21 protein-coding genes are annotated in these 20,462 nt (G+C 40.8%); 8 read left to right on the top strand and 13 right to left on the bottom strand.

Annotated features, from left to right (window positions below):
- Entirely contained in the window at nucleotides 1-918 is a 918-nt protein-coding gene (locus ESB04_RS10515; protein WP_129027701.1) for an ROK family protein, read from the top strand.
- Between the two features lie 71 nt (nucleotides 919-989).
- Here the strand turns inward: ESB04_RS10515 and ESB04_RS10510 are convergent, their stop codons facing one another.
- On the bottom strand, nucleotides 990-2,096 hold the full coding sequence (locus ESB04_RS10510; RefSeq protein ID WP_129027700.1) for an acyltransferase family protein: 1,107 nt from the start codon (nucleotides 2,094-2,096) through the stop codon (nucleotides 990-992).
- A gap of 6 nt (nucleotides 2,097-2,102) precedes the next feature.
- Entirely contained in the window at nucleotides 2,103-3,764 is a 1,662-nt protein-coding gene (locus ESB04_RS10505; protein ID WP_129027699.1) for a S8 family serine peptidase, read from the bottom strand.
- A 54-nt stretch (nucleotides 3,765-3,818) separates the two neighbouring features.
- On the opposite strand from ESB04_RS10505, the gene ESB04_RS10500 reads away from it, so the two are divergent.
- From ESB04_RS10500 to ESB04_RS10485, 4 genes are read left to right on the top strand one after another with little or no spacing between them, the layout of a single operon-like run.
- The gene (locus ESB04_RS10500; protein ID WP_129027698.1) at nucleotides 3,819-4,229 is read left to right on the top strand and encodes a hypothetical protein; all 411 of its coding nucleotides are present in this window, start codon (nucleotides 3,819-3,821) and stop codon (nucleotides 4,227-4,229) included.
- A gap of 48 nt (nucleotides 4,230-4,277) precedes the next feature.
- Entirely contained in the window at nucleotides 4,278-6,515 is a 2,238-nt protein-coding gene (locus ESB04_RS10495) for a TonB-dependent receptor (protein WP_129027697.1), read from the top strand.
- A gap of 11 nt (nucleotides 6,516-6,526) precedes the next feature.
- Nucleotides 6,527-6,745 carry a heavy metal-binding domain-containing protein gene (locus tag ESB04_RS10490; RefSeq protein WP_129027696.1) on the top strand — a complete coding sequence of 73 codons (219 nt, stop codon included), beginning with the start codon at nucleotides 6,527-6,529 and terminating at the stop codon, nucleotides 6,743-6,745.
- Entirely contained in the window at nucleotides 6,745-7,083 is a 339-nt protein-coding gene (locus tag ESB04_RS10485) for a heavy-metal-associated domain-containing protein (RefSeq protein ID WP_129027695.1), read from the top strand. The genes ESB04_RS10490 and ESB04_RS10485 overlap by 1 nt, the downstream gene beginning before the upstream one ends.
- 125 nt (nucleotides 7,084-7,208) lie before the next feature.
- On the opposite strand, the gene ESB04_RS10480 is transcribed toward ESB04_RS10485, so the two are convergent.
- Complete coding sequence (locus ESB04_RS10480) at nucleotides 7,209-9,335, bottom strand: Tex family protein (RefSeq protein ID WP_129027694.1); 2,127 nt, start codon at nucleotides 9,333-9,335, stop codon at nucleotides 7,209-7,211.
- Nucleotides 9,336-9,361: 26 nt separating this feature from the next.
- On the bottom strand, nucleotides 9,362-10,066 hold the full coding sequence (locus tag ESB04_RS10475) for an XRE family transcriptional regulator (protein WP_129027693.1): 705 nt from the start codon (nucleotides 10,064-10,066) through the stop codon (nucleotides 9,362-9,364).
- Between the two features lie 108 nt (nucleotides 10,067-10,174).
- Here ESB04_RS10475 and dinB point away from each other — a divergent pair, with 108 nt between their 5' ends.
- Both dinB and ESB04_RS10465 read left to right on the top strand, forming a co-directional pair.
- Nucleotides 10,175-11,359, top strand: a complete 1,185-nt coding sequence (gene dinB / locus ESB04_RS10470; protein WP_129027692.1) for a DNA polymerase IV — start codon at nucleotides 10,175-10,177, stop codon at nucleotides 11,357-11,359.
- Nucleotides 11,360-11,361: 2 nt separating this feature from the next.
- On the top strand, nucleotides 11,362-14,289 hold the full coding sequence (locus ESB04_RS10465; RefSeq protein ID WP_129027691.1) for a DNA polymerase III subunit alpha: 2,928 nt from the start codon (nucleotides 11,362-11,364) through the stop codon (nucleotides 14,287-14,289).
- 94 nt (nucleotides 14,290-14,383) lie between these two features.
- On the opposite strand, the gene ESB04_RS10460 is transcribed toward ESB04_RS10465, so the two are convergent.
- The 5 genes from ESB04_RS10460 to ESB04_RS10440 all read right to left on the bottom strand — a co-directional run bounded on the left by ESB04_RS10460 (nucleotide 14,384) and on the right by ESB04_RS10440 (nucleotide 17,585).
- Complete coding sequence (locus ESB04_RS10460) at nucleotides 14,384-14,692, bottom strand: hypothetical protein (protein WP_129027690.1); 309 nt, start codon at nucleotides 14,690-14,692, stop codon at nucleotides 14,384-14,386.
- Between the two features lie 58 nt (nucleotides 14,693-14,750).
- Complete coding sequence (locus ESB04_RS10455; RefSeq protein WP_129027689.1) at nucleotides 14,751-15,395, bottom strand: SatD family protein; 645 nt, start codon at nucleotides 15,393-15,395, stop codon at nucleotides 14,751-14,753.
- Nucleotides 15,396-15,581: 186 nt separating this feature from the next.
- Nucleotides 15,582-16,394 carry an SMP-30/gluconolactonase/LRE family protein gene (locus ESB04_RS10450; RefSeq protein WP_129027688.1) on the bottom strand — a complete coding sequence of 271 codons (813 nt, stop codon included), beginning with the start codon at nucleotides 16,392-16,394 and terminating at the stop codon, nucleotides 15,582-15,584.
- Between the two features lie 90 nt (nucleotides 16,395-16,484).
- A complete protein-coding gene (locus ESB04_RS10445) occupies nucleotides 16,485-16,844 on the bottom strand; it encodes a bleomycin resistance protein (RefSeq protein WP_129027687.1) in 360 nt (119 codons plus the stop codon).
- A 75-nt stretch (nucleotides 16,845-16,919) separates the two neighbouring features.
- Nucleotides 16,920-17,585, bottom strand: coding sequence for an SOS response-associated peptidase (locus tag ESB04_RS10440; RefSeq protein ID WP_129027686.1), 666 nt, complete (start codon nucleotides 17,583-17,585; stop codon nucleotides 16,920-16,922).
- Between the two features lie 188 nt (nucleotides 17,586-17,773).
- On the opposite strand from ESB04_RS10440, the gene msrB reads away from it, so the two are divergent.
- Nucleotides 17,774-18,262: a peptide-methionine (R)-S-oxide reductase MsrB gene (msrB, locus tag ESB04_RS10435; protein WP_129027685.1), complete on the top strand. Its 489-nt coding sequence runs from the start codon at nucleotides 17,774-17,776 to the stop codon at nucleotides 18,260-18,262.
- A 58-nt stretch (nucleotides 18,263-18,320) separates the two neighbouring features.
- On the opposite strand, the gene ESB04_RS10430 is transcribed toward msrB, so the two are convergent.
- From ESB04_RS10430 to ESB04_RS10415, 4 genes are all read right to left on the bottom strand, one after another.
- Nucleotides 18,321-19,025 carry a thioredoxin domain-containing protein gene (locus tag ESB04_RS10430; protein ID WP_164969643.1) on the bottom strand — a complete coding sequence of 235 codons (705 nt, stop codon included), beginning with the start codon at nucleotides 19,023-19,025 and terminating at the stop codon, nucleotides 18,321-18,323.
- Nucleotides 19,026-19,143: 118 nt separating this feature from the next.
- The gene (gene trxA, locus ESB04_RS10425; protein WP_129027683.1) at nucleotides 19,144-19,440 is read right to left on the bottom strand and encodes a thioredoxin; all 297 of its coding nucleotides are present in this window, start codon (nucleotides 19,438-19,440) and stop codon (nucleotides 19,144-19,146) included.
- A 21-nt stretch (nucleotides 19,441-19,461) separates the two neighbouring features.
- Nucleotides 19,462-19,764 (bottom strand): rhodanese-like domain-containing protein, encoded by a 303-nt coding sequence (locus ESB04_RS10420; RefSeq protein ID WP_129027682.1) that lies wholly within the window; start codon nucleotides 19,762-19,764, stop codon nucleotides 19,462-19,464.
- Nucleotides 19,765-19,840: 76 nt separating this feature from the next.
- Nucleotides 19,841-20,440: a class I SAM-dependent methyltransferase gene (locus ESB04_RS10415; RefSeq protein ID WP_129027681.1), complete on the bottom strand. Its 600-nt coding sequence runs from the start codon at nucleotides 20,438-20,440 to the stop codon at nucleotides 19,841-19,843.
- Nucleotides 20,441-20,462 lie beyond the last annotated feature (22 nt).

The following is a 20,462-nucleotide window of genomic DNA, read 5'->3' as shown; positions in this document are numbered from 1 at the left end:
ATGAAACAAGAATTATTATGGGGTATTGATTTGGGAGGAACCAAAATTGAATGTGCTGTTTTGGATAAGCAAAACCCGAGCAAGGTCGTGGTGAGAGAACGTATAGATACGGAATCAACCAAAGGTTACCAGCACATTGTGTCTCAAATTAAAGTATTGGTAGACCGGGTTAGTGGTATTTTGGGAGAAAAACCGACGGCCATTGGTTTTGCCACGCCTGGGGTATTGAATCCATTAACCAATACTATGAAAAATTGCAATACGGTATGTTTGAACGGACAGCCTTTGGCAACGGACCTGACCAATACCTTGAATTGTGAAGTTAAGCTAGCTAATGACGCCAATTGCTTCGCCTTAGCAGAAACCCTGTTGGGGGCAGTACAAGATGTGAATCCGAAGGCCGAAGTGGTTTTTGGAGTGATTATGGGAACAGGTGTTGGTGGAGGATTGGTAGTTCATGGAAAAATCATCGAAGGATTACACGGAATAGGAGGAGAGTGGGGGCATAATATTTTAGAAGAGGGGGGAGAAGCTTGTTACTGTGGTAAGTCGGGCTGCGTAGAGACAGTTATTTCAGGGACGGCATTAGAAAGATATTATGAGAAAAACTCGGGGACTAAAATGAAATTGAAGGATATATTACTAGCAGCCCAATCTTCCCAAGATGCGGTGGCGGAGGCTACTGTAGAGCGATTAGTGGATTATTTTGGTCGAGGAATGTCTACGCTGATCAATGTTATTGATCCTGATGTGATTGTGATTGGTGGTGGGGTTGGAAATGTTGACCTCTTATACACGGAGGGATATGAACGAATCAAAAGGTATATTTTTAATTCGGGCGAGGTGCATACTCCGGTGGTTAAGCCTAAATTGGGGGATAGTGCGGGGGTATTTGGAGCGGCTATGTTATTTAGTTAGTGGCTATCATAAAAATAAAAAAGCTCATTAGGCATTCTAATGAGCTTTTTTTATGGCTATTCCTTTGGGTTCTATACTTTTAAGAACCATTTTTTTCGATAGAAAACATAGCAAATAGACCAGCAAACAAGTACAAAGCAAATAGCATAGGCTAGCGACCCATTGTATTTTCCTAGCGTAGGTTCAAAAATATGCCAATACATCCAATTGCTGGCAGAGGTTTGTCCATCGCCTTCTGCTATTTGCCATTTGTTCAATTGGATGGCCAAAAGTTCTGAAATACCATATGCTAAGATGGAATTTGTCCCAAAAACTAAAAAGAAGGTATTAGCCAATTTCTTTTCTTTGATTTCAATCCAACAATAAATTAGGGCAATCAATACGAAGTCGATGCCGGCACATAGAAGCACAAAGGAACTTGACCACAATTTTTTGTTGATGGGGAAAGCTAGATCCCAAATGAGTGCAAGAACTACTAAGCCCAAACCTGCACTCACTAAAGGGAAGGTCACTTCCTTGCCATCTATTTTTCTTTTGTCTAAGAAGAGGCTCACTTGATAACCGAAAAGACAAGTGGACAAGGCAGGTAAGGTACTCAACAAACCTTCTGGATCAAAAGCGATTCCATCACCATGGTAAAGATGCGAAGGTCCAAAAAGGAATAGGTCCAGTTTTCTTACCGCATTGGTGCTCAAGTCAAATGCAGCCCCATGGTCGCCAAATAGTAGCATAATAATCCAATAGAGCAATAAAATACCCGCATTGATGCCTGTGAGCCATTTTTCGGAAACCTGAAGAACAATAAAGGAAATAGCACAATAGGATAAAGCTATCCTGGGCAATACATTTAAAAAACGCATATTTTCCCAAGAGAAGTCAAGAAAGGGAAAGTAAAAAATGATATAATTGATGAGGAAAAGAAGAAATGTGCGCTTGATAATTTTATTTCTTAGACTAGGTGTCAATTGAAATTGAAATGATTTAAAAGCAAATCGCATGGCCACACCCACCATAAATAAGAAGGAAGGGAATACCAGGTCTGTCGGTGTAAATCCATGCCAATTGGCATGTTTCAAGGGGGCATAAGTAAATTCACCGTTACCCGAGGTATTTACTAAGATCATCATAGCCAAGGTGATACCTCGAAAAATATCTAAGGAAAGAAAGCGTGTTTTCATGAAGGTTTAGTTTGAAAAGTAAAATGGAATCACCTCTTGAGTGATTTTATCTGTAAATCTAAAATAATATTTCCCTGAAACGAGAGGAGGCGGGTAAAAATCTTGTTGTTGGCCTGTCCAGCTAAAGGTATAGATGACCGAACCTAGGTTGTTAATTAATTCCACCGTGATCTCTTCAAAGGTATCTCGTTTCAAATGCACAGGATCTCCCAATTGAATAACATTGGGATAAACTTGAATGCGTTTTTTTTCTACTGTTGAGATGGCTAATAAGGGATTCAGTAATTTTTGTATTTGGTTAAAATTGGGTACACCATAACCTAAAGAATTATCAGGCTTAGTGCTTTGATTACCAGATTGTTTGATGGCCTGCATGATTTGCCAAGGGGATTTGTTGGGATTAGCTTGTAAAGTCCCAGCCACCAAACCTGCTATCAGCGGAGCGGCAAAAGAAGTGCCATTGGAAGTACTGATGGTCCCTGAATATGTGCCTATCACCGTTGCCTGTCCCATGGCAGCCACATCTGGTTTGATTCTTCCATCGGCGCTGGGCCCCCAAGAACTAAAGCTAGCTCTCAGCAAAGACTTATCGACTGCTGCTACGGCCAATATGGAATCTGCATCGGCAGGAGAAGAAATATATTTCCATGAGGAGGCGCCGTCATTACCCGCAGATATGGTGCAAATAATGCCCCTTTGTGCCGCCCAAGCTGCGGCCAAACTGCTGAGAGCGGTTTTACCATTCATATCTGAGTAACTGTGATTACTTAATTTAAGATCAAAAACGGTATAGCCCAAAGAGGAACTGATGATATCCGTTCCTAGACTATCCGCCCATTCAGCTCCACGGAGCCAATTAACTTCTTCTACTATTTTTTCTGTGTTACCTTCCTCAGTTTGGGCCAAGGCGAATTGAGCCTGAAAAGCAGTACCCATCAATTTGCCGGGAGAGAACCCTGCTATGGTACTTAATACGTGGGTACCATGAGATCCCTGAATATATACATCCTTGAGTCCTGGAGTTGTGGTAAGTGTAGCTAAAATTCTTTTTTCCGTGAAAGCTTTTTGTAGAAAGGAAGCATTATTCGCATTTAAAAATCCTTCATCCAGTAGGGTAATAAGTATTCCTTCCCCTCGAAATCCTTTGGCATGCATGGTGTTCACTCCTAGTTGAGAGATTTGTGTAGTCGAATTACCATAATCCAGGCTATCACTTAGTGTTTGATATGCCTCTGGAAGCTCAGGGAGTTTAGGGCTTTTTTTCTTTATTTGGAAAGAACCACTGGAATCGATGGGATAAGAATAATATAGGCCTTTTACACCCTCTTGGCTCAAGGTATTAGCTAAATCTTTGGGTTTTTGTTGGATTAAAGCTCCGTTAATCCATTTGAGTGGAAATAAAACTTGGGCACCACTTTTTTGAACGTTTTGTAAATATTTGGGGTTAACAGGTAGGTCTTGCTCTTTCAGTGTAATTTGATATTTTCTTCGGCGTTCGATGGAACGAGCACTTAGAAACTTGTCCGGTTGGGAAAGGGAATAAGGTGAATTGGTCTTGTCTTTGAATAAAATAAGGTATCTATAGCTGTCATTTTGGCCCCAAACGGGGTGATAAATGAATAGCAAAATGATAAAAGCTATGTAGTAAGGTGTTTTAAAACAAGACATTAGGCTAAATATATTTAATTAATATGTAAATTTGAGTGTTTCAAATTGATTTTGATGAAAAGCATAGCAAAGCGGTTTTTCTTGGTGTTCTTGTCTGCATGGCTTTTAATAGGGCATGTTGGCTTGTCATATCAAGTTTCCGACTGTTTGATAACGGGCAAAAAGAAGTTTAGTTGGTCTTTGCCAGTTAAAAACAATTCATCAAGTTCAGATAAAACAAGTATCTCTCGAGCAGCATGTTACGAGTATGCTCATATTCAAGTCAAATTCAGTTTTGATCAGCAAATAAAGAAGACTCAGCTAAATGCTGAAGTGCTGGCCTCAGATTCAGAATTTTTAGTTCTTTGCCTTGATTCATTGAGCCCTTTATTGGTTCATGAGTCCAAGGTCTATACATTCGATTCCTCTCCTTATTTTCGGCCATTAACTGAACGATTGGCCTTTATTCAGCGATACAATATTTGATCAAACAAAAATTCTATCTGAATTTTTCTAATCAAATATTGTATTCATATGCTAATTCAACGAATCTTATATTGGGGATTATTTTTCGGCTTGATACTCGAAATAAGCCCAGCTGTTTATGGACAAGTGGTCCAGGGACGTGTTATGAGCCTAGATGCTCAGGGGAACATGGAGGATATACTAGGTGCCTCCGTGTATTTTAAGCCTATCAAAAAAGGTACATTAACGGATACCAAAGGTGCATTTTCATTGGATGTACAAGGTAAAACGGGTTGGATGATATTTAGTGCAACTGGTTTTAAAAATGATTCTGTTTTTGTGGACAAGAATCAATTTTTGCATGTACACTTACAGCCTTCTAATAAAGAGTTGACGGAGGTTCGTGTGGTGGCCACACCTGGAAATATGGACAATGTGTCCACCTTACATACCGAAATTCTTACGATGAAAACGCTGGCAAAAGCTGCCTGCTGTAATTTATCTGAGAGTTTTGAGACTAATGCCTCGGTATCAGTAAGTTTTGCGGATGCGGTTACAGGAGCGAAACAGATTCAATTATTGGGTTTATCAGGCACCTATGTCCAAACTAATATGGAAAATATTCCTTCCATTCGGGGTTTAAAAACAACCTATGGATTAAATTATTTGCCGGGTACATGGATTAAATCCATTGATTTAGCCAAGGGGCAAAGTTCGGTAGTCAATGGATATGAGTCCATTACGGGAGGGATTAATGTCGAGTTAGCCAAACCTGATACGTCTGAAAAGTATTTTTTAAACGTCTATGGCAATTCCCAGGGGCGTTTTGAAATCAACCAGCAAGGGGCGCATCGGTTCAATCAAAAATTATCTACCGGATTATTTACTCATTATTCTAAGCAAGCAGCCCGCTTGGATGGAAATGGTGATGGATTTATGGATTTGCCAATATTTGATTTGTATAATGTGTTAAATCGCTGGAAGTATTCAACGGATCGCTGGATGCTTCAATGGGGAGCATCCTATTTGTACGAAAACCGTTTGGCAGGTCAAAATAACTTTGATGCAGAGAATTCTAATCGCTTTTTGATTTATGGATTTGGTAGTAAAACTTCCCGTTTTGAGACATTTGCAAAGATAGCTAGATTGTTTCCTGACAAACCGTATCAAGGTTTGGGCCTTATCTTGAATAGTGCACAGCACCAGAATGATTCTTATTTTGCCTTCAAGAATTATTTGGGAAGGGAACAAAGTGTCTATGCCAATTTGATTTATCAGTCTATTTTTGATAATACGAATCACAGCTGGAAAGCTGGAGCTAGCTTTTTGTACGATTCTTATCAAGAACGTTATATAGATTCTACCTTTGCTAGGACGGAAATTGTGCCTGGAGCTTTCTTTGAGTATACGTGGACCGTTCCTAATCAATTAACCATGGTGGTAGGGAATCGGGTAGATTGGCACAATCAATTAGGATTACAATGGGTTCCTAGATGGCATTTAAAATGGGATGCAGCTGAAGATTTGATTCTACGTTTATCAGCGGGAAAAGGCTGGCGTCGAGTGAATCCTTTGGCAGAAAATATGGGTTTTCTTGCCAATGGAAGAAGATTGGTGCTTTTGGGCGATTTGAATCCGATGGAGAAAGCTTGGAATTTTGGGGCGACTTTAACTAAGAATTTTCAGATTGGAACGAGAAAGGGAAGTTTGGTGATCGATGCTTTTCGGACCGAATTTGAAAAGCAGTGGATGGTGGATATGGAAAATGGGGGAGAACTAAGGATGTACAGCAGTCCGGGAGTTTCCTTTGCCAACAGCTGGCAGGTAGAAATGAATTACAGTCCATGGAAGCGATTAGAGATAAAAGCCGCCTATCGTTATCAGGATGTACAAGCGGATTATTTAACAGTTCAAGGGACCTTGAGCCGATTGCCAAAAGCCTATTTGAATAAAGATCGGGTCTTGGTGAATATTGCCTATGCTACGCCTTATGAAAAATGGAAGTACGATTTAACATGGCAATGGAATGGTAGCAGAAGAATTCCGAATGGGAGTTTGGCGCATGTGCATGATGGAGTAAGTCCATCGCTAACGGCTCCAGCCTTCTCTACGGTATATGCCCAAGTTACCCGCCAATTCAAAAAGTGGGAAATGTATGTAGGAGCTGAAAATCTTTTTAATTTTACTCAGTCAAACCCCATCATGTCTGCCAAGGATCCTTTCAGTCGAGGCTTTGATGCGACCATGGTTTGGGGGCCAATTGTTGGCAGGATGATTTACACAGGAATGCGTTATAAAATTCAATAAACAGAAAAACAATGAAAAATGTAATCATGATGGCAGGTCTTATGTTGGGAACATACGGCTTGATGGCACAAGAAAAACAAGAGCATAAGCATGAGGCTAGCAAAACCTCAACGGATAAAAAAGAAGTATATCAATGTCCAATGAAATGTGAAGGCAATAAGACCTATACCAAAAAAGGTAAATGTCCAGCCTGTACGATGGAATTAAAAGCAGTTAAAAAAGCAGCCTAATGAAAAAGATCATCCTTGCAGCCTTATTGGCTATCCCTGGTTTAGCTTGGGCGGGGCCTAAGCAGACCGTAAAAATTAAAACCTCAGCTATTTGTGAGATGTGCAAAGAGCGGATTGAGAAGAATTTGGCTTTGAGCAAAGGCATCAGTAAGTCAGATTTAGATCTCAAGGATAAGACCATCTTGGTGGAGTATAATCCTAAAAAAACTGATGTGGCAGCGATTAAGCGAGCCATTGCAGAAGTAGGATATGATGCCGATGAGGTAGTAGCAGATGGCAAGAGCTACGAAAAGCTGCCTTCTTGTTGCAAGAAAGGCGCTGCAGCGACAGCTCATTAATTAGCTAATCAAAGGAAAAATCAACGCTCATTTTTTAACGCTGTTAAGGTTTAAAACCTTGACAGCGTTGAGCGTTGTAACGTTTTTCATTAACAATATGTTGTCCAGCTTTCTGATAAAGAAGTTTAACGAGCTTTCATGCTCAGGGCAATTCGTTTACGAGCTTCATCCACTTCGGTAACGGTGACCATCACTTTTTGCTGTACTTTGACAATTTCATTGGGGTCTTTGACAAATTTATCGGCTAATTGACTCACATGTACTAGTCCATCTTGGTGTACTCCTATATCTACAAAGGCACCAAAATTGGTGATATTCGTGACGATTCCTGCCAATTTCATACCTACGCGTAAATCCTTGATGGAGTTTATTCCTTCCATAAATTCAAAAGCCTCAAACTGTTCTCTCGGGTCGCGTCCGGGTTTGGCTAATTCTTGAATGATATCCGTCAGCGTTGGGATTCCCACCTCTGAATTAACATACCGGTTGATTTGAATTTGCTTTCTGAGGCTTTCATTTTGAAGTAAATCACTTACTTGGCATTTCAAATCCTTGGCCATTTGTTCCACAATGGGATAACGTTCCGGATGAACAGCGCTGGCATCGAGTGGATTAGCCGATTTTCTGATGCGCAAAAAGGCAGCAGCTTGCTCAAAAGCTTTTTCGCCAAGTCGTGGAACTTTCTTTAAATCCGATCGACGAAGAAAAGGGCCATTTTTCTGACGATAGTCGATAATATTTTGTGCCAATTGGGGGCCTAGGCCAGAAATGTAGGACAAAATTTGCTTCGAGGCCGTATTCAATTCCACCCCAACCGAGTTAACACAAGACATGACGGTATCATCCAAGGAGGCTTGCAATTTCTTTTGATCTACATCATGTTGGTACTGACCCACACCGATGGATTTAGGATCTATTTTGACTAATTCTGCCAAAGGGTCCATCAGTCGGCGGCCAATGGAAACCGCTCCACGCACCGTAATGTCTTTATCAGGAAACTCCTCTCTGGCCACTTCGGAGGCCGAGTAAATGGAGGCTCCACTTTCATTGACCATGATGACGCTGATTCCTTCCAGTCGGAGGTTTTTTACAAAACTTTCACTCTCTCTACCTGCCGTGCCATTACCAATCGCAATGGCTTGTATTTGATATTTTTTTACCCAGGAACGTATGATTTGCTCTGCTTCCTGAGCTTGTCCAGGGCCTGTATGTGGGTAAATGGTGGTGTTTTCTATGAGATTACCTTGTTCATCTAGGTAGACTAATTTACAACCTGTACGGAAACCTGGGTCTAGGGAAAGCATACGTTTTTGTCCCAGCGGAGCAGCTAATAGCAATTGACGGACATTTTCTGCAAACACCCGAATTGCTTCTTCATCGGCTCTTTTCTTTGCTTCGGCACGCATTTCTGTTTCCATGGCAGGAAGTAGTAGGCGTTTATATCCATCCTGAATGGCTAGTGCTACCTGGTCAGCACAGGCATTGCGTCCCGTGATAAATCGGCGTTCCAGGCGTTCCAGCACTTGATCATCAGGCCCTTCTAGAGATAAGCTCAAAATACCCTCGTTTTCACCACGAAATAGGGCTAGTATGCGGTGTGATGGAGCTTGAGATAGAGGTTCGGTCCAATCAAAGTAATCTTTGTACTTGATGCCAGCTTCTTGTTTGCCTTTACTGACTTTCGAACTGAGTTGGGTTTTTCGAGCAAATAATTGACGAGCATCTTCTCGGGCTTCTGCTTTTTCCATCATTTCTTCTGCCAAAATATCCCTGGCACCCGCTAAAGCTACCTCTATGGAAGAAAGCCCCTTTTCTTCGTCTAAGAATTTCTCAGCAAGGTCTTCTGGGGAGAGGTTTCTTTGTTGAAATAAAGCATGGGCCAATTCCTGTAAGCCCTTTTCCCGGGCAGCCATGGCACGCGTTTTGCGTTTGGGTTTATAGGGCAAATACAGGTCTTCCAGCTTAGCCAACGTTTCAGCCCCTCGGATCGCTTTTTCTAGCTGAGGGCTTAGTTTATCCAGTTCTTTCAGTGATTTTAAAATGGCTTCTCTGCGCTTTTCAAGTTCGATGGATAGCTCCATGGCATCCCTTATGTCGCGGATTTGAACTTCATCTAAACTACCCGTCATCTCTTTTCTATAACGAGCGATGAAGGGGATCGTAGCCCCTTCTTCTAATAGGGCAATGGTTTTACGAACAGCATTTTCGCTTAGCCCGAGGCTAGCAGCTATTTTTTGAAAAGGAATGGACATACATGAAATGAAAAATGAGGCCTGACTTATTCGTTTGTTTCGGGGAATTCATTGTAGAAGTATCCCGCGAACTTCCAGATTTCTTGAATTTCAGTACCTAAAATCGGGTAAGGGTCGTATAGTTTGTTGGTCGACTTTAATATTAAGACATTTTTTTCTTGCAGGTGGTTGATCACCTTTTTTAGCACAACGCCGTCTTCACGAGTCACCACAATGCAGATGGTGCCGTCTTTGATGTCTTTCCAATCTTCCACGTACTCGGCGAAAACTAGTGAGCCTGATTGGAGAGGTAACATCGAATCACCTTTGATAGGGAATACGCGGTATTTACGGTCTTTGGATAAAAAGGGGACCTGAAAGGTGGGTAGTTCTTTGATGAATTCGAGGTCATCATAGGCGGTGGTATAACCAGCCAATGCTTTCACCGGGACCATTTCGATATTTTCTTCGTTGTCCTGATTAACCGTCGTAGCTAAAATTCGTAGCTTGGGTTTATTGGACAAGCCTGGAATTCTTTTAGAAAGATCTTCCTTGAGTAATTCATCGATTTCAACTCCAAAAAAATTCGCTAAAATGATTAAATCGGCATATTTTGGCTCCGCTCTTCCTGACTCGTAAGAGCCTAAAGTAGGTTTTTTTATTTGTAAAATTTCAGCCAGTTTTTCTTGGGAAGTTTTCTTAGGCATTTTACTGCGTAAGAATCGTAAATTCTGACTAAAAAAAGTGCTCATGTATATTGCTTATTAAAGTAAAATGAATAAAATTCGTATCCAAAATAAAGTGATACTTGTTCCTAAATTACAAAAGGTATTCAGAATACCCAAATATCTATCAATTTTATGCAAGAGCGTGCTATTGTTCATATGGACTTAGATAGTTTCTTCGTCTCTGTCGAGCGGCTACGAGATAGTGCTTTGGTCGGTAAGCCCGTGATTGTGGGGGGCTTATCAGACCGAGGGGTCGTAGCAGCCTGCAGTTATGAAACAAGGGCTTTTGGGGTTAGGTCGGCCATGCCTATGCGGGTAGCGATGCGACTTTGCCCGGACGCGATTGTCTTACGTGGTGATATGGAGGCTTATGGACAGTATTCAGATGCGGTAACTTCCTTGATCATGGAACGGGCTCCTTTGGTAGAGAAGGCTTCCATCGACGAGTTTTATTTAGATATGACGGGCATGGAGCGTTTTTTTGGCAGCTTTCGCTTTGCTACGGATCTGCGAGATCGTATTCAGAAGGAGACGGGCTTACAAATTTCTTTTGGTTTGTCGGTCAATAAAACGGTATCCAAAGTGGCCACGAATTATGTTAAGCCTCAAGGCCAATACCAAGTCTTGGCTGGTCAGGAAAAGGCTTTTTTAGCACCTATGCCAGTTGGTAAAATCCCGATGATCGGGGCGGTGACCGCTCAGACATTGCGTAACATGGGTATTGTTCATGTCGGTACCTTGAGTCAAATGCCTTTGAAGGTTTTGGAGCGGAGTTTTGGGAAGTCGGGCGTGATGCTTTGGGAGCGAGCCAATGGCATCGATTTACGTCCTGTGGTGCCTTATTCAGAACAAAAATCCTTGTCCAAAGAAATCACTTTTGAGCAGGATAGTACGGATGTGTCTTTATTAAAGCGAATATTAGGCTCTTTAACGGAGCAGCTCGCCCATGATTTACGGAATTTAGGCCAATGTACCTCTTGCGTTGCGGTGAAGTTGCGCTATTCTAATTTTGATACGCATACTCGTCAAGTTACCCTGCCTGCTACGGCCAGTGACCATCGTTTGATTCCTGCCGTATTGGAATTGTTCGAGAAATTGTATGATCGCCGTTTGCTGATTCGATTGATTGGGGTACGCTTTTCTAAATTATTGCAGGGGCAAGAGCAATTGAGCTTATTTGATGAGGGCGCTCGTTTAGCCCCTCTTTACCATGCGCTGGATGAATTGAAAAACCGATATGGGGAATTTTCTGTGGTGCGAGCTAGTGGTTTGATGAGCCGTCATGAGCGTAGGAATAGATTACCTGAATCGAAGTAGCTATGTACCTCAATTGTCATTCATATTATAGTTTGCGCTATGGTACGCTCTCGCCAGAAGCTTTGGTCGCGGCTGCGGCTGCCCGAGGTATCAAGGCTTTGGCATTAACGGATATACATCGCGTATCAGGTATATACGATTTTTTTCAGGCTTGTCAGGTGGCAGGTATCAAACCCGTGGTGGGGATGGAGTTTCGACAAGGAAATGCATGTTATTATATCTGTTTGGCAAAAAACGCGGCTGGTTTGGCTCAGATTAACGCATTTGCCTCGCAGTATTTATTGGAGTCGAAGCCTTGGCCACTGAGGCCTCCTAGTTCCGCGGATGTATGGACTATTTTTCCTTTGGCGCGTCGAGAGCAGTTGAAGACCCTAGGTCCTCAGGAGCGTTGGGGAGTACGAGCCAGTGATCGAAATAAGCTATGGAAAGAGCAGGATTGGTCTTCTTTGGTTTGGTGTCAGCCTGTTACATTTTTGGATAAACAGACTTTTTCTATGCATCGTTTGTTGCGGGCCATTGATCACAATGCCTTATTGAGTAAGCTTCCTCAAGAGGCGCAAGCGCAGGCTGACGAACGGCTTTATAGTCCTGAGGAGCAGGAAAAAGCCTGTGCAGATTTTCCCAGCTTATTGGAGCAAGCCAATAAGATATTGGAGAGCTGTGAATTTTCTTTTGATTTTAAGTTGCCTAAAAACCGGCGGTTGTTTGGTAGTAGCCGGGAAGACGATCAAGCTTTATTGGCGAAGTTAGCCTATGAAGGGGTTTTGTATCGTTATCCATATCGGACCAAAGAGGCTAATGAGCGTGTTAAAAAAGAGCTTCAGGTGATTTTTCAATTGGCATTTGAAGCATATTTTCTAATTACTTGGGATATTATTCGCTATGCTCAATCAAGGGGATATTTTCATGTAGGGCGGGGTAGTGGGGCTAATTCCATCGTGGCCTATTGTTTAGGCATCACAGATGTAGATCCTATAGAGTTGGATTTATATTTTGAGCGTTTCATCAATCCTTATCGAACGAGCCCTCCAGATTTTGATATTGATTTTTCTTGGGATGAGCGTAATGAGATCATCGATTATATCTTTAAGCGCTATGGTACGCAATATGTATGCCTGTTGGCCACCTATGTAACTTTTCGAGATAGATCTATTTATCGAGAATTGGCTAAGGTATTCGGTTTGCCCAAGGCGGAAATTGACGAATGGATCAGTCCATCGGCGGAGTTAAGGCAGTCGAGTTCCCAGATTCATCAATGGATTATGAAGTACGGGAGTTTATTGATTGATTTTCCCAATTACCTGAGTATACATGCCGGCGGAATATTGATTTCGGATCAGCCTTTGTCTGCATACACCGCCTTAGAGCCCATGCCGAAGGGTTTCCCGATTTGTCAATTTGACATGTATGTAGCTGAGGAAATAGGTTTTGCGAAGTTTGATATTTTATCTCAAAGGGGTTTAGGGCATATCAAAGAGGCGGTGGATATTATTCGTCAAAACCGAGGTGTTTATGTGGACATACATCGGGTTCATGATTTTATGAAGGATGAGCGAATCAAGATGCAGCTGGAAAGTCATGAAACGATGGGCTGTTTTTACGTAGAATCTCCAGCCATGCGTCAGTTGATCAAGAAGTTACAGTGTTCTGATTATTTGACCTTGGTGGCGGCTAGCTCCATCATTCGTCCTGGAGTGGCTAGTTCGGGTATGATGAAGGCCTATATTGAAAGGCACCATGCTCCTGAAGCTTATCAGCCTGTTCATCCATTGATGGGAGAATTGATGCGGGAAACATACGGGGTGATGGTATATCAGGAAGATGTGATTAAGGTGGCGCATTATTTTGCGGGTTTGAGTTTGGCGGAAGCCGATGTATTACGGCGAGGGATGTCGGGTAAATACCGCTCTCGAGGCGAATTTGAACGTATTCGGGAGCAGTTTTTTCTGAATTGTGCTGAGAAAGGCTATGAGGAGGCGGTGAGTAAGGAGGTTTGGCGACAAATGGAGAGTTTTAGTGGTTATTCGTTCAGCAAGGCACATTCAGCGAGTTTTGCTGTGGAGAGCTATCAAAGTTTATACCTGAAGACTTATTTCCCTTTGGAGTTTATGGTGGCTGTGATTAATAATTTTGGAGGTTTTTATCGGACGGAGTTTTATGTGCACGAGGCTCGCCGGGCAGGCGGACAAGTGGAAGCTCCCGAAATCAATGAAAGTGATTATTTGACTCGTTTAGATGGTCAAGTGCTGTATTTGGGTTGGGTACATGTCAAAGGTTTGGAAAAAGAATTGATCCATGATTTGTTGGCTGCCAGAAGTCGGGGACCATTTTTGTCCTGGGATGATTTTGTACATCGGGTGAGCATCAGCCTCAATCAGGTCATTATTTTAATTCGTGTGGGGGCATTTCGACGGCTAGGAATGGGTAAAAAGAATTTGATGTGGGATGCTCATGCACGTTTTCAGGGTAAAGTATCGGAAGTGGTTGCGCTGGAAATGTTTGAGGATAGATCGGAGATTGGGCTTTTACCCACGCTGGTGCATGATCCTTTGGAAGATGCTTTTGATGAGTGGGAATTGCTAGGTTTTCCGCTTTGTTCACCTTTTGACTTATTAGCAGAATGGCCTAATTGCAGCTTGGATGCCCGTTTATTAGCTGGCCGTGGAGATATTTTGGGCTATTTAGTAACCTTGAAACCTACTCGGACAAAGAAGGGTGAGCGGATGTATTTTGGCTATTTTTTAGATGAGCGAGGAGCTTTTTTTGATACGGTACATTTTCCTTCCGATTTAAAGAATTATGCTTTTCAGGGTAGTGGAGTTTATTGGATGAAAGGCCAGGTGATGGAAGAATTTGGTCACCGCTCTTTGCGGGTCTTGCAGATGCGTAAATTGCCGTGGAAAACAGACCCTAGGTATGAAGGAATGTAGAATTTGGAATGTAGGGAGGGAATCCTTAATCAACAAGTCCCTTAGGAATATATGGAACAAGGGTTATTTTATTCGTGATACGATGGGTGGCTGTTTAACTATGGGGAGGATATATTAAGCTAAAAATTAAATAGTAAGTGACCGAGATAAGAATGGAGCATAAATTGCCAATTAAAAAATAGTCATTAGCGATGATATTGTCTTTGGAAGAAAGTCTCGTTCCAATTTTTAATGCTCCAAATACCGTTAAAATAGGTAGAATATTATTTAATAAGCAGATTGAGATGATAAATCGCTCCAATATACCTTTGAAAGTAGCCATGGGTAGATAGAAAATTTTCTTATCTCGGATCGTGGTACCTTGGGGTTCATCAGAAGAGAAATATTTTTTTAGGTAATTCATTAAAGTAAGGTTGAAAAATATTTCTCCCGTGGAGAAAAGCAGCAAGAAGGCGATTGTTTTATCTAAAATCATGCAATTTGCACAGGTTAAGGATGATGTTTTTGCTCGTTCGATACTCGTCTATCAGCAAGCTTTTTTTTCTTCTCCAAGTAGTTGATTTATTCAAATTTAATTGAGAGGCAATCTTTTTGTAATCTTCATTCATTAAGAACTGATGTACCAAGGGATAATCCTTTACTTTCCATGAATCAATAAAGTGCTGGTATAGTTTGAATGAATCATTTAATGTTGTTAGCATAATATGGTCAGCTGTACTGCTGGTAAGTAAAAATCGTGCTTCTTTATTTTTTAAGTTATTCAATTGCTTTCTAGCATGGGTTAATCCTTCCCCCATCATCTCATGAGCATTTTTTGTATTGATGGGCGTCTCTATTTGTCCTTGTGCCAAAATATAGCGCAGTTTGAAATCAAACGCATTGGCTAAGATAAATTCCTCCATGGCCAAAATGAGTAAAACTCCCGAGGATACGCTAGTGCTTATGCCCTGAAATTCATCTCCTAAAGTAATGGTTAGGGGAGAAATAATGGTATCAGCAAACTGATTATTTATAGCCTTAACTGTTAGCTTAAATTGATCCAGTAATTGAGCTGCATCTTTTTTATGGCTACTGATAACGTCGGCCATGAGGATGGAATGAAGCATATTGTTGCGTTTTTTATGCAAAATTATAAAAATTGCATAATTTATGCAACATTATTAATTATTGCAAATTTTGTGCAACAATTAGCTTGTGCAATTTTTTACTTCAAAATCAGCATTTAAGCCATAAAAAAACACCCAGAAGAAAGTTAAAGACATCTTCTGGGTGTTTTGATTCTACGGCTATTTTTATTTGAGTTTATACGCCACTACCGATTTTTTGAAAAATGTAGGCACATAAACCATGCGATCCTTTGGATTATAACCGATGTCAGCGGAGTTGTATTTTATACCTCGAGTATCTAGCATGGTGGTCAATTGACCTGACTTGTCCATATAGTAAATGATACCTGGCCAACAAGTAACTACGAAATCTCCTTGACCAACTGGCTCGATTCCATCTCCACCCACCTCAGTGGTGGCTACAGATACGAGTTTTTTATCAGCACCTGCTTTGAAAATAACATTGGCTGTCAGCATATACAACTCATTGTCTACCGCCTTCAGTCCATTCACGCCCTTCAAATCACTTAAATAGAGGCTAGCTTTGCCCTTTTCTATGCGGTGCACGTTTCCGAGTTTGGAGTCTGAAACATAAACAATGCCATTTTTATCTACGGTAATATCATTTAATCCGGTTGCACCTTCCACAGGTATTTTGCGGATGATTTTACCACTTGATGTATGTATCACCACGACCTCTGAAACGTCGGCCACATATAATTCTTGTTTCCATATACCCATGCCTTTCGGGGCATTTAGTCCTGTTACCCAAGTAGCATTTATGATTTTACCGTTTTTATCCATTTTGCCAATCTCTCCTTTGCCATCCACGTCCCATGGTTGCCCATTGATCAAGGCAACATAAAGTCCACCTGCATGATATAAAACCGATTCAGGTATGGCGAGAGTCGTATCGCTTTCCCAAACCTTCACTAAGCTATGTTGTGCTTGTGCTGTCAAAGAAATAGCCCAAAACAGGCCTAATAGTAGTTTTTTCATAGTTAAGAAGATAAGTAGATTGGAAAAATATATTTTTGAACGATTAATATACAAACTTTTAAATGGGCTTTACATCATAATTCATTCTTATCAGGGCAGAGCCTCCCCAAAGGTCAATAAATTATTATCTGGATCGAGTAAAGCGAATTCTTTCTGTCCCCAGGGTTTAATCTCTAATTTTCCGTTGGGGTGAATAGCTACTTGATTGTCTAAAAAGGCTTGGTAAACGGACTCAATGTGCTGTGTTCGGATATACACTTGTCCGTCATTTTCTTCTGGAATCAAGTTTTTATGTTCAAAGAAATGTATTTGAATTTGATCTTTTTGTATCATCAAATACCCCTCATAGTCCTCACGACCTATATCTTGAAATCCTAACTGTTGGATGTAATAATCCCTAGTGATGGATTTATTTCGCATGGGTAATTTGGGGTGAATTTCGCAAAGCATAGAATCTAATTTTTAAAGTACAATTTCAGTGGACTTAGATTAAAGCAAAAATAGAAAATGATTGGATTTGAAACATTAGGCAAATAGCTGGGTTTGTTCTCCTCCTTTATGGACCTTCTCTGCTTTCATGGCAGAGCTTTTAAATGGCTTAAAAAAGGATTTAATCTCCTCTGTGGAAATTGGAGCCAGCCAGTTTCTCTCTTGTTCTTCCGAAAGAATCAAAGGCATTCTCTTTTTGGTATTATGTATTTCTTCCATTAATTCATTTGCAGGAGTGGTAATGATGGAAAAGGAGGGTTCCCACTGTAAATTTCTAGGATTTTTCCAGATGGCATATATGCCTGCCAATGCAAAGGGGCCGTCTTCCTTCAACTGAATAAGGTATTCTATTTTTTCTTTGCCTACTTGTTGCCATTCATAAAAACCATCTACTAGCACCAGACAGCGCTGTTTCAACATGGATGGCTCAAAAGAAGCCTTTTCAAAAAGGCTCTCTGATCTGGCATTCAGGGTAAGTTGGGGTAATTCTTGAGCTTGCTGTTCAGAGGCCCAAGCAGGAATCAGACCCCAAGGAATTAATTGAATTAGACTAGGTTTGGCTTGTGTGATGACTGGTAATGCAGCTCGAGTAAATCCCGAAATCTTACCTTTTTGAGCCATAGTTTCATCATATTTAGCTTGTGCTTTGAATCTTTTCTCTAGAGCTTTATTGGAGCTTACCTGGTCAGTATAATAGCACATGGAAATTACAGATTATAAAGTACAAATTATTTTGATTTCGAGATCAATGAGATCCATTTGGTTAAGAACTCGTGGTTGATTACAATTTTATTGGTACTACTAAATTTATCATTTATAATCTAAAAAAGGACATTTCCTTTTTTAAAACAATCTCCTTTTTTTCTCGTTATTTGATAAAAAAAAGAATTATGAAATCATTCTTTATTTCTTGTATTGTTTTTTTATGTTTTCAAGCTTGTGGTCAACGACCTAAAGAAGCTGCTCAAGCGAATATACCTATGAAAGATTTACCTAAGTCAGAGGCTGAATGGAAAGCCCGATTAACCCCCGATGAATATTATATTTTGCGTCAAAAAGGTACGGAGAGACCCTTTACTGGAAAGTTTTTGATGCATAATGAAAAGGGAATTTATACTTGTCGGGGCTGTGGAGCTCATTTATTTACCTCTGATTCAAAATTTGATGCGCATTGTGGCTGGCCAAGTTTTGACAAGGAAATAAAGAAGGGTGTGATCAAAGAAACAGTAGATAATTCACTGGGTATGCGACGAATCGAAATTACTTGTGGAAAGTGTGGTGGACACCTTGGGCATGTTTTTGATGATGGCCCTACGGAAACAGGTTTACGCTACTGTGTGAATTCCGTCTCTTTGAGTTTTGAGCCTGCTAGTAAATAATCACAAAATCATGGTTAGTCTATCTGAAATCTTCCGATCGACTAACCATGATGTAATTTTATAATTTATCTAGTTCCGATCGTCCGATTAATCCTACGTTTTTCCAAGTTAGTTTGCCATCCTGGTATAATTCTAAGTAGGGGATAGCTTCAATGTTTTTGGCTTTGGCTAATTCTGGATTCTCATCTACGTCAATTTTAATGAGTTCTACGGCACCGTTTTGATCCTTCACATAGGCCTCTAAAATGGGACTAAGTTGCTTACAAGGTCCGCACCAGGTAGCATTGTAATCAATAATAACCTTTTTCTTGCCTTTAATTTTAGATTCAAAGGCGGCTAAGCTTAGGCCAGCTTGAGGAGCTAGAGCGCCTGCTTCCATCGACAAGGGTAAGCTGGCCGCATTCCAAGCCAAGATTCCCCCACCTAAATTTTTCACGTCGCTAAAGCCCATGTCAACTAATTGCTTAGCTGCCTGGCTGGATCTGCCACCTGATAAACAGTACACATATACCGGTTTGGTTTTGTCTAATGCTTCAGCAGCCTTTTGGAATGCCTCAGAACTAATATCAGCAGAAATAGCCCCTGCAATATGTCCACCTGCATATTCATCGGGTGTTCTAACATCTAAAATTTGAGCAGTACTTTGGCTTTTTATGCCCTGATTAAAATCATTGGCACTGATATCCTCTAATCCTTTTCCAGCGGGTTGGGAACAGGAAAACAGAGTTAAAGAAATAAATAGGGAGAATAGGAGTGATTTCATGGGAATGTAGAAGTTAGAATTGGGTATGTAGAATGTAGAATAAAGCATTTGGCCTGTTTAGGAAAGAAGTATAACTAACTTTTTTAACCCAATTCTACATTCCTAATTCTACTTTAATTTAGCTGTATTGTTGTATAATTCCTACCAAAGTATTGGCAGGTAAAACACCTGATTGTCTCCAAACGGATTTACCATTTTTGAATAAGATTAAGGTAGGAACTGATCTAATCTGAAATTTCTCGGCTGTTTTACGGTTTTTATCTACATCTACCTTGATGATTTTGGCAGAGTCACCTATTTTGGCCTTTACTTGCTCTAAAATAGGCTTCAATTGCTTACATGGACCACACCATTCGGCAGAAAAGTCTACCAACACTGGTTGTTCTGATTTCAATAATTCTGAAAAGTTACTCATGACAATGTTTTTGCTTTTAAACTATTGTAAAGACATCCAAGTTCCCCCATTGTGCACATTTTCAAAACCATGGGATTTTAATACCCTTTTAGCTGCGCCGCTTCGCATTCCTGAGGCACAACATGTGATAATTGTATCCTCTTTCTTCAATTTACTCAATTGGCTTGATATGGTCTGAAGAGGGATGTTGATTGAACCTTTTACATGTCCTTGTCGATACTCGGCCGGAGTGCGCACGTCCACTACTTTAGCACCCGATTTTATGAGTGCTTTAACATCTACTTTTGGCCCTAGGCCCAATAAATTTTTAATAAATCCCAACATACAATCTTGATTTTATGTCACAAAGATAAGAGACCGATATTTTGCCGTGCGTGACAATAGTCTCTCTCTGCTTAGTTTATAAAGGATTGGTAGCTAGTAGGTTAACGACGATAGCGTTGCCTTGATGTAAGGGGCCTTCATCCAATATCTTTTTCTTCTCTTTGAGGCTAAGGATGTTTAATCCTTGAAAATCTAGCTTTAGTTCATCCTGATCAAATAGCATGTTCAAATCTTTGGGTCCTCCAGAGCTAAACCCCAATTGTTTTTTATGAAATCCTTCTAATATTAATTGGCCACCTGGCTTAAGCCATTTGACGCATCGTTGATGAAAGGCTTGTCGCTCTTCTGGGGGTAGATGGAAGAATACTAGAGCTATGGCATCAAAGGATTCCAAAGGAAATCGTACTTGATGAGCATCGATGCAATCATAATGTAGGTTCACCGATTTTTCACTTGCCAATTTTATCGCTTTGCTTTGAGCGGTATCGCTGCTGTCAAAGGCATAGACTTCCCAGCCTAACTGGGCTGCAAAGACTGCATCACGACCTTCTCCTGCCGCAGGAATTAAAATCCGTCCGGGAGGTAGTTTTAGTAGTTCTTTTTTGAAAAATTGATTGGGTTCTGTTCCGTATTGATATTCTTTTGAATCATATCGGGCATTCCATATGGCTTTCATGTGTAGATTGCTTACTTTAGAA

It is taken from the genome of Aquirufa rosea, assembly GCF_004118285.1.
Lineage (GTDB): Bacteria > Bacteroidota > Bacteroidia > Cytophagales > Spirosomataceae > Aquirufa > Aquirufa rosea.
This window is presented reverse-complemented; position numbering and strand designations above follow the sequence as displayed.

Excerpts from the sequence above, each read along its gene's own strand:
- ESB04_RS10515 (WP_129027701.1), top strand. The coding sequence starts at position 1 with ATGAAACAAGAATTATTATGGGGTATTGATTTGGGAGGAACCAAAATT.
- ESB04_RS10510 (WP_129027700.1), bottom strand. The coding sequence starts at position 2,096 with ATGAAAACACGCTTTCTTTCCTTAGATATTTTTCGAGGTATCACCTTG.
- ESB04_RS10505 (WP_129027699.1), bottom strand. The coding sequence starts at position 3,764 with ATGTCTTGTTTTAAAACACCTTACTACATAGCTTTTATCATTTTGCTA.
- ESB04_RS10500 (WP_129027698.1), top strand. The coding sequence starts at position 3,819 with ATGAAAAGCATAGCAAAGCGGTTTTTCTTGGTGTTCTTGTCTGCATGG.
- ESB04_RS10495 (WP_129027697.1), top strand. The coding sequence starts at position 4,278 with ATGCTAATTCAACGAATCTTATATTGGGGATTATTTTTCGGCTTGATA.
- ESB04_RS10490 (WP_129027696.1), top strand. The coding sequence starts at position 6,527 with ATGAAAAATGTAATCATGATGGCAGGTCTTATGTTGGGAACATACGGC.
- ESB04_RS10485 (WP_129027695.1), top strand. The coding sequence starts at position 6,745 with ATGAAAAAGATCATCCTTGCAGCCTTATTGGCTATCCCTGGTTTAGCT.
- ESB04_RS10480 (WP_129027694.1), bottom strand. The coding sequence starts at position 9,335 with ATGTCCATTCCTTTTCAAAAAATAGCTGCTAGCCTCGGGCTAAGCGAA.
- ESB04_RS10475 (WP_129027693.1), bottom strand. The coding sequence starts at position 10,066 with ATGAGCACTTTTTTTAGTCAGAATTTACGATTCTTACGCAGTAAAATG.
- dinB (WP_129027692.1), top strand. The coding sequence starts at position 10,175 with ATGCAAGAGCGTGCTATTGTTCATATGGACTTAGATAGTTTCTTCGTC.
- ESB04_RS10465 (WP_129027691.1), top strand. The coding sequence starts at position 11,362 with ATGTACCTCAATTGTCATTCATATTATAGTTTGCGCTATGGTACGCTC.
- ESB04_RS10460 (WP_129027690.1), bottom strand. The coding sequence starts at position 14,692 with ATGAATTACCTAAAAAAATATTTCTCTTCTGATGAACCCCAAGGTACC.
- ESB04_RS10455 (WP_129027689.1), bottom strand. The coding sequence starts at position 15,395 with ATGCTTCATTCCATCCTCATGGCCGACGTTATCAGTAGCCATAAAAAA.
- ESB04_RS10450 (WP_129027688.1), bottom strand. The coding sequence starts at position 16,394 with ATGAAAAAACTACTATTAGGCCTGTTTTGGGCTATTTCTTTGACAGCA.
- ESB04_RS10445 (WP_129027687.1), bottom strand. The coding sequence starts at position 16,844 with ATGCTTTGCGAAATTCACCCCAAATTACCCATGCGAAATAAATCCATC.
- ESB04_RS10440 (WP_129027686.1), bottom strand. The coding sequence starts at position 17,585 with ATGTGCTATTATACTGACCAGGTAAGCTCCAATAAAGCTCTAGAGAAA.
- msrB (WP_129027685.1), top strand. The coding sequence starts at position 17,774 with ATGAAATCATTCTTTATTTCTTGTATTGTTTTTTTATGTTTTCAAGCT.
- ESB04_RS10430 (WP_164969643.1), bottom strand. The coding sequence starts at position 19,025 with ATGAAATCACTCCTATTCTCCCTATTTATTTCTTTAACTCTGTTTTCC.
- trxA (WP_129027683.1), bottom strand. The coding sequence starts at position 19,440 with ATGAGTAACTTTTCAGAATTATTGAAATCAGAACAACCAGTGTTGGTA.
- ESB04_RS10420 (WP_129027682.1), bottom strand. The coding sequence starts at position 19,764 with ATGTTGGGATTTATTAAAAATTTATTGGGCCTAGGGCCAAAAGTAGAT.
- ESB04_RS10415 (WP_129027681.1), bottom strand. The coding sequence starts at position 20,440 with ATGAAAGCCATATGGAATGCCCGATATGATTCAAAAGAATATCAATAC.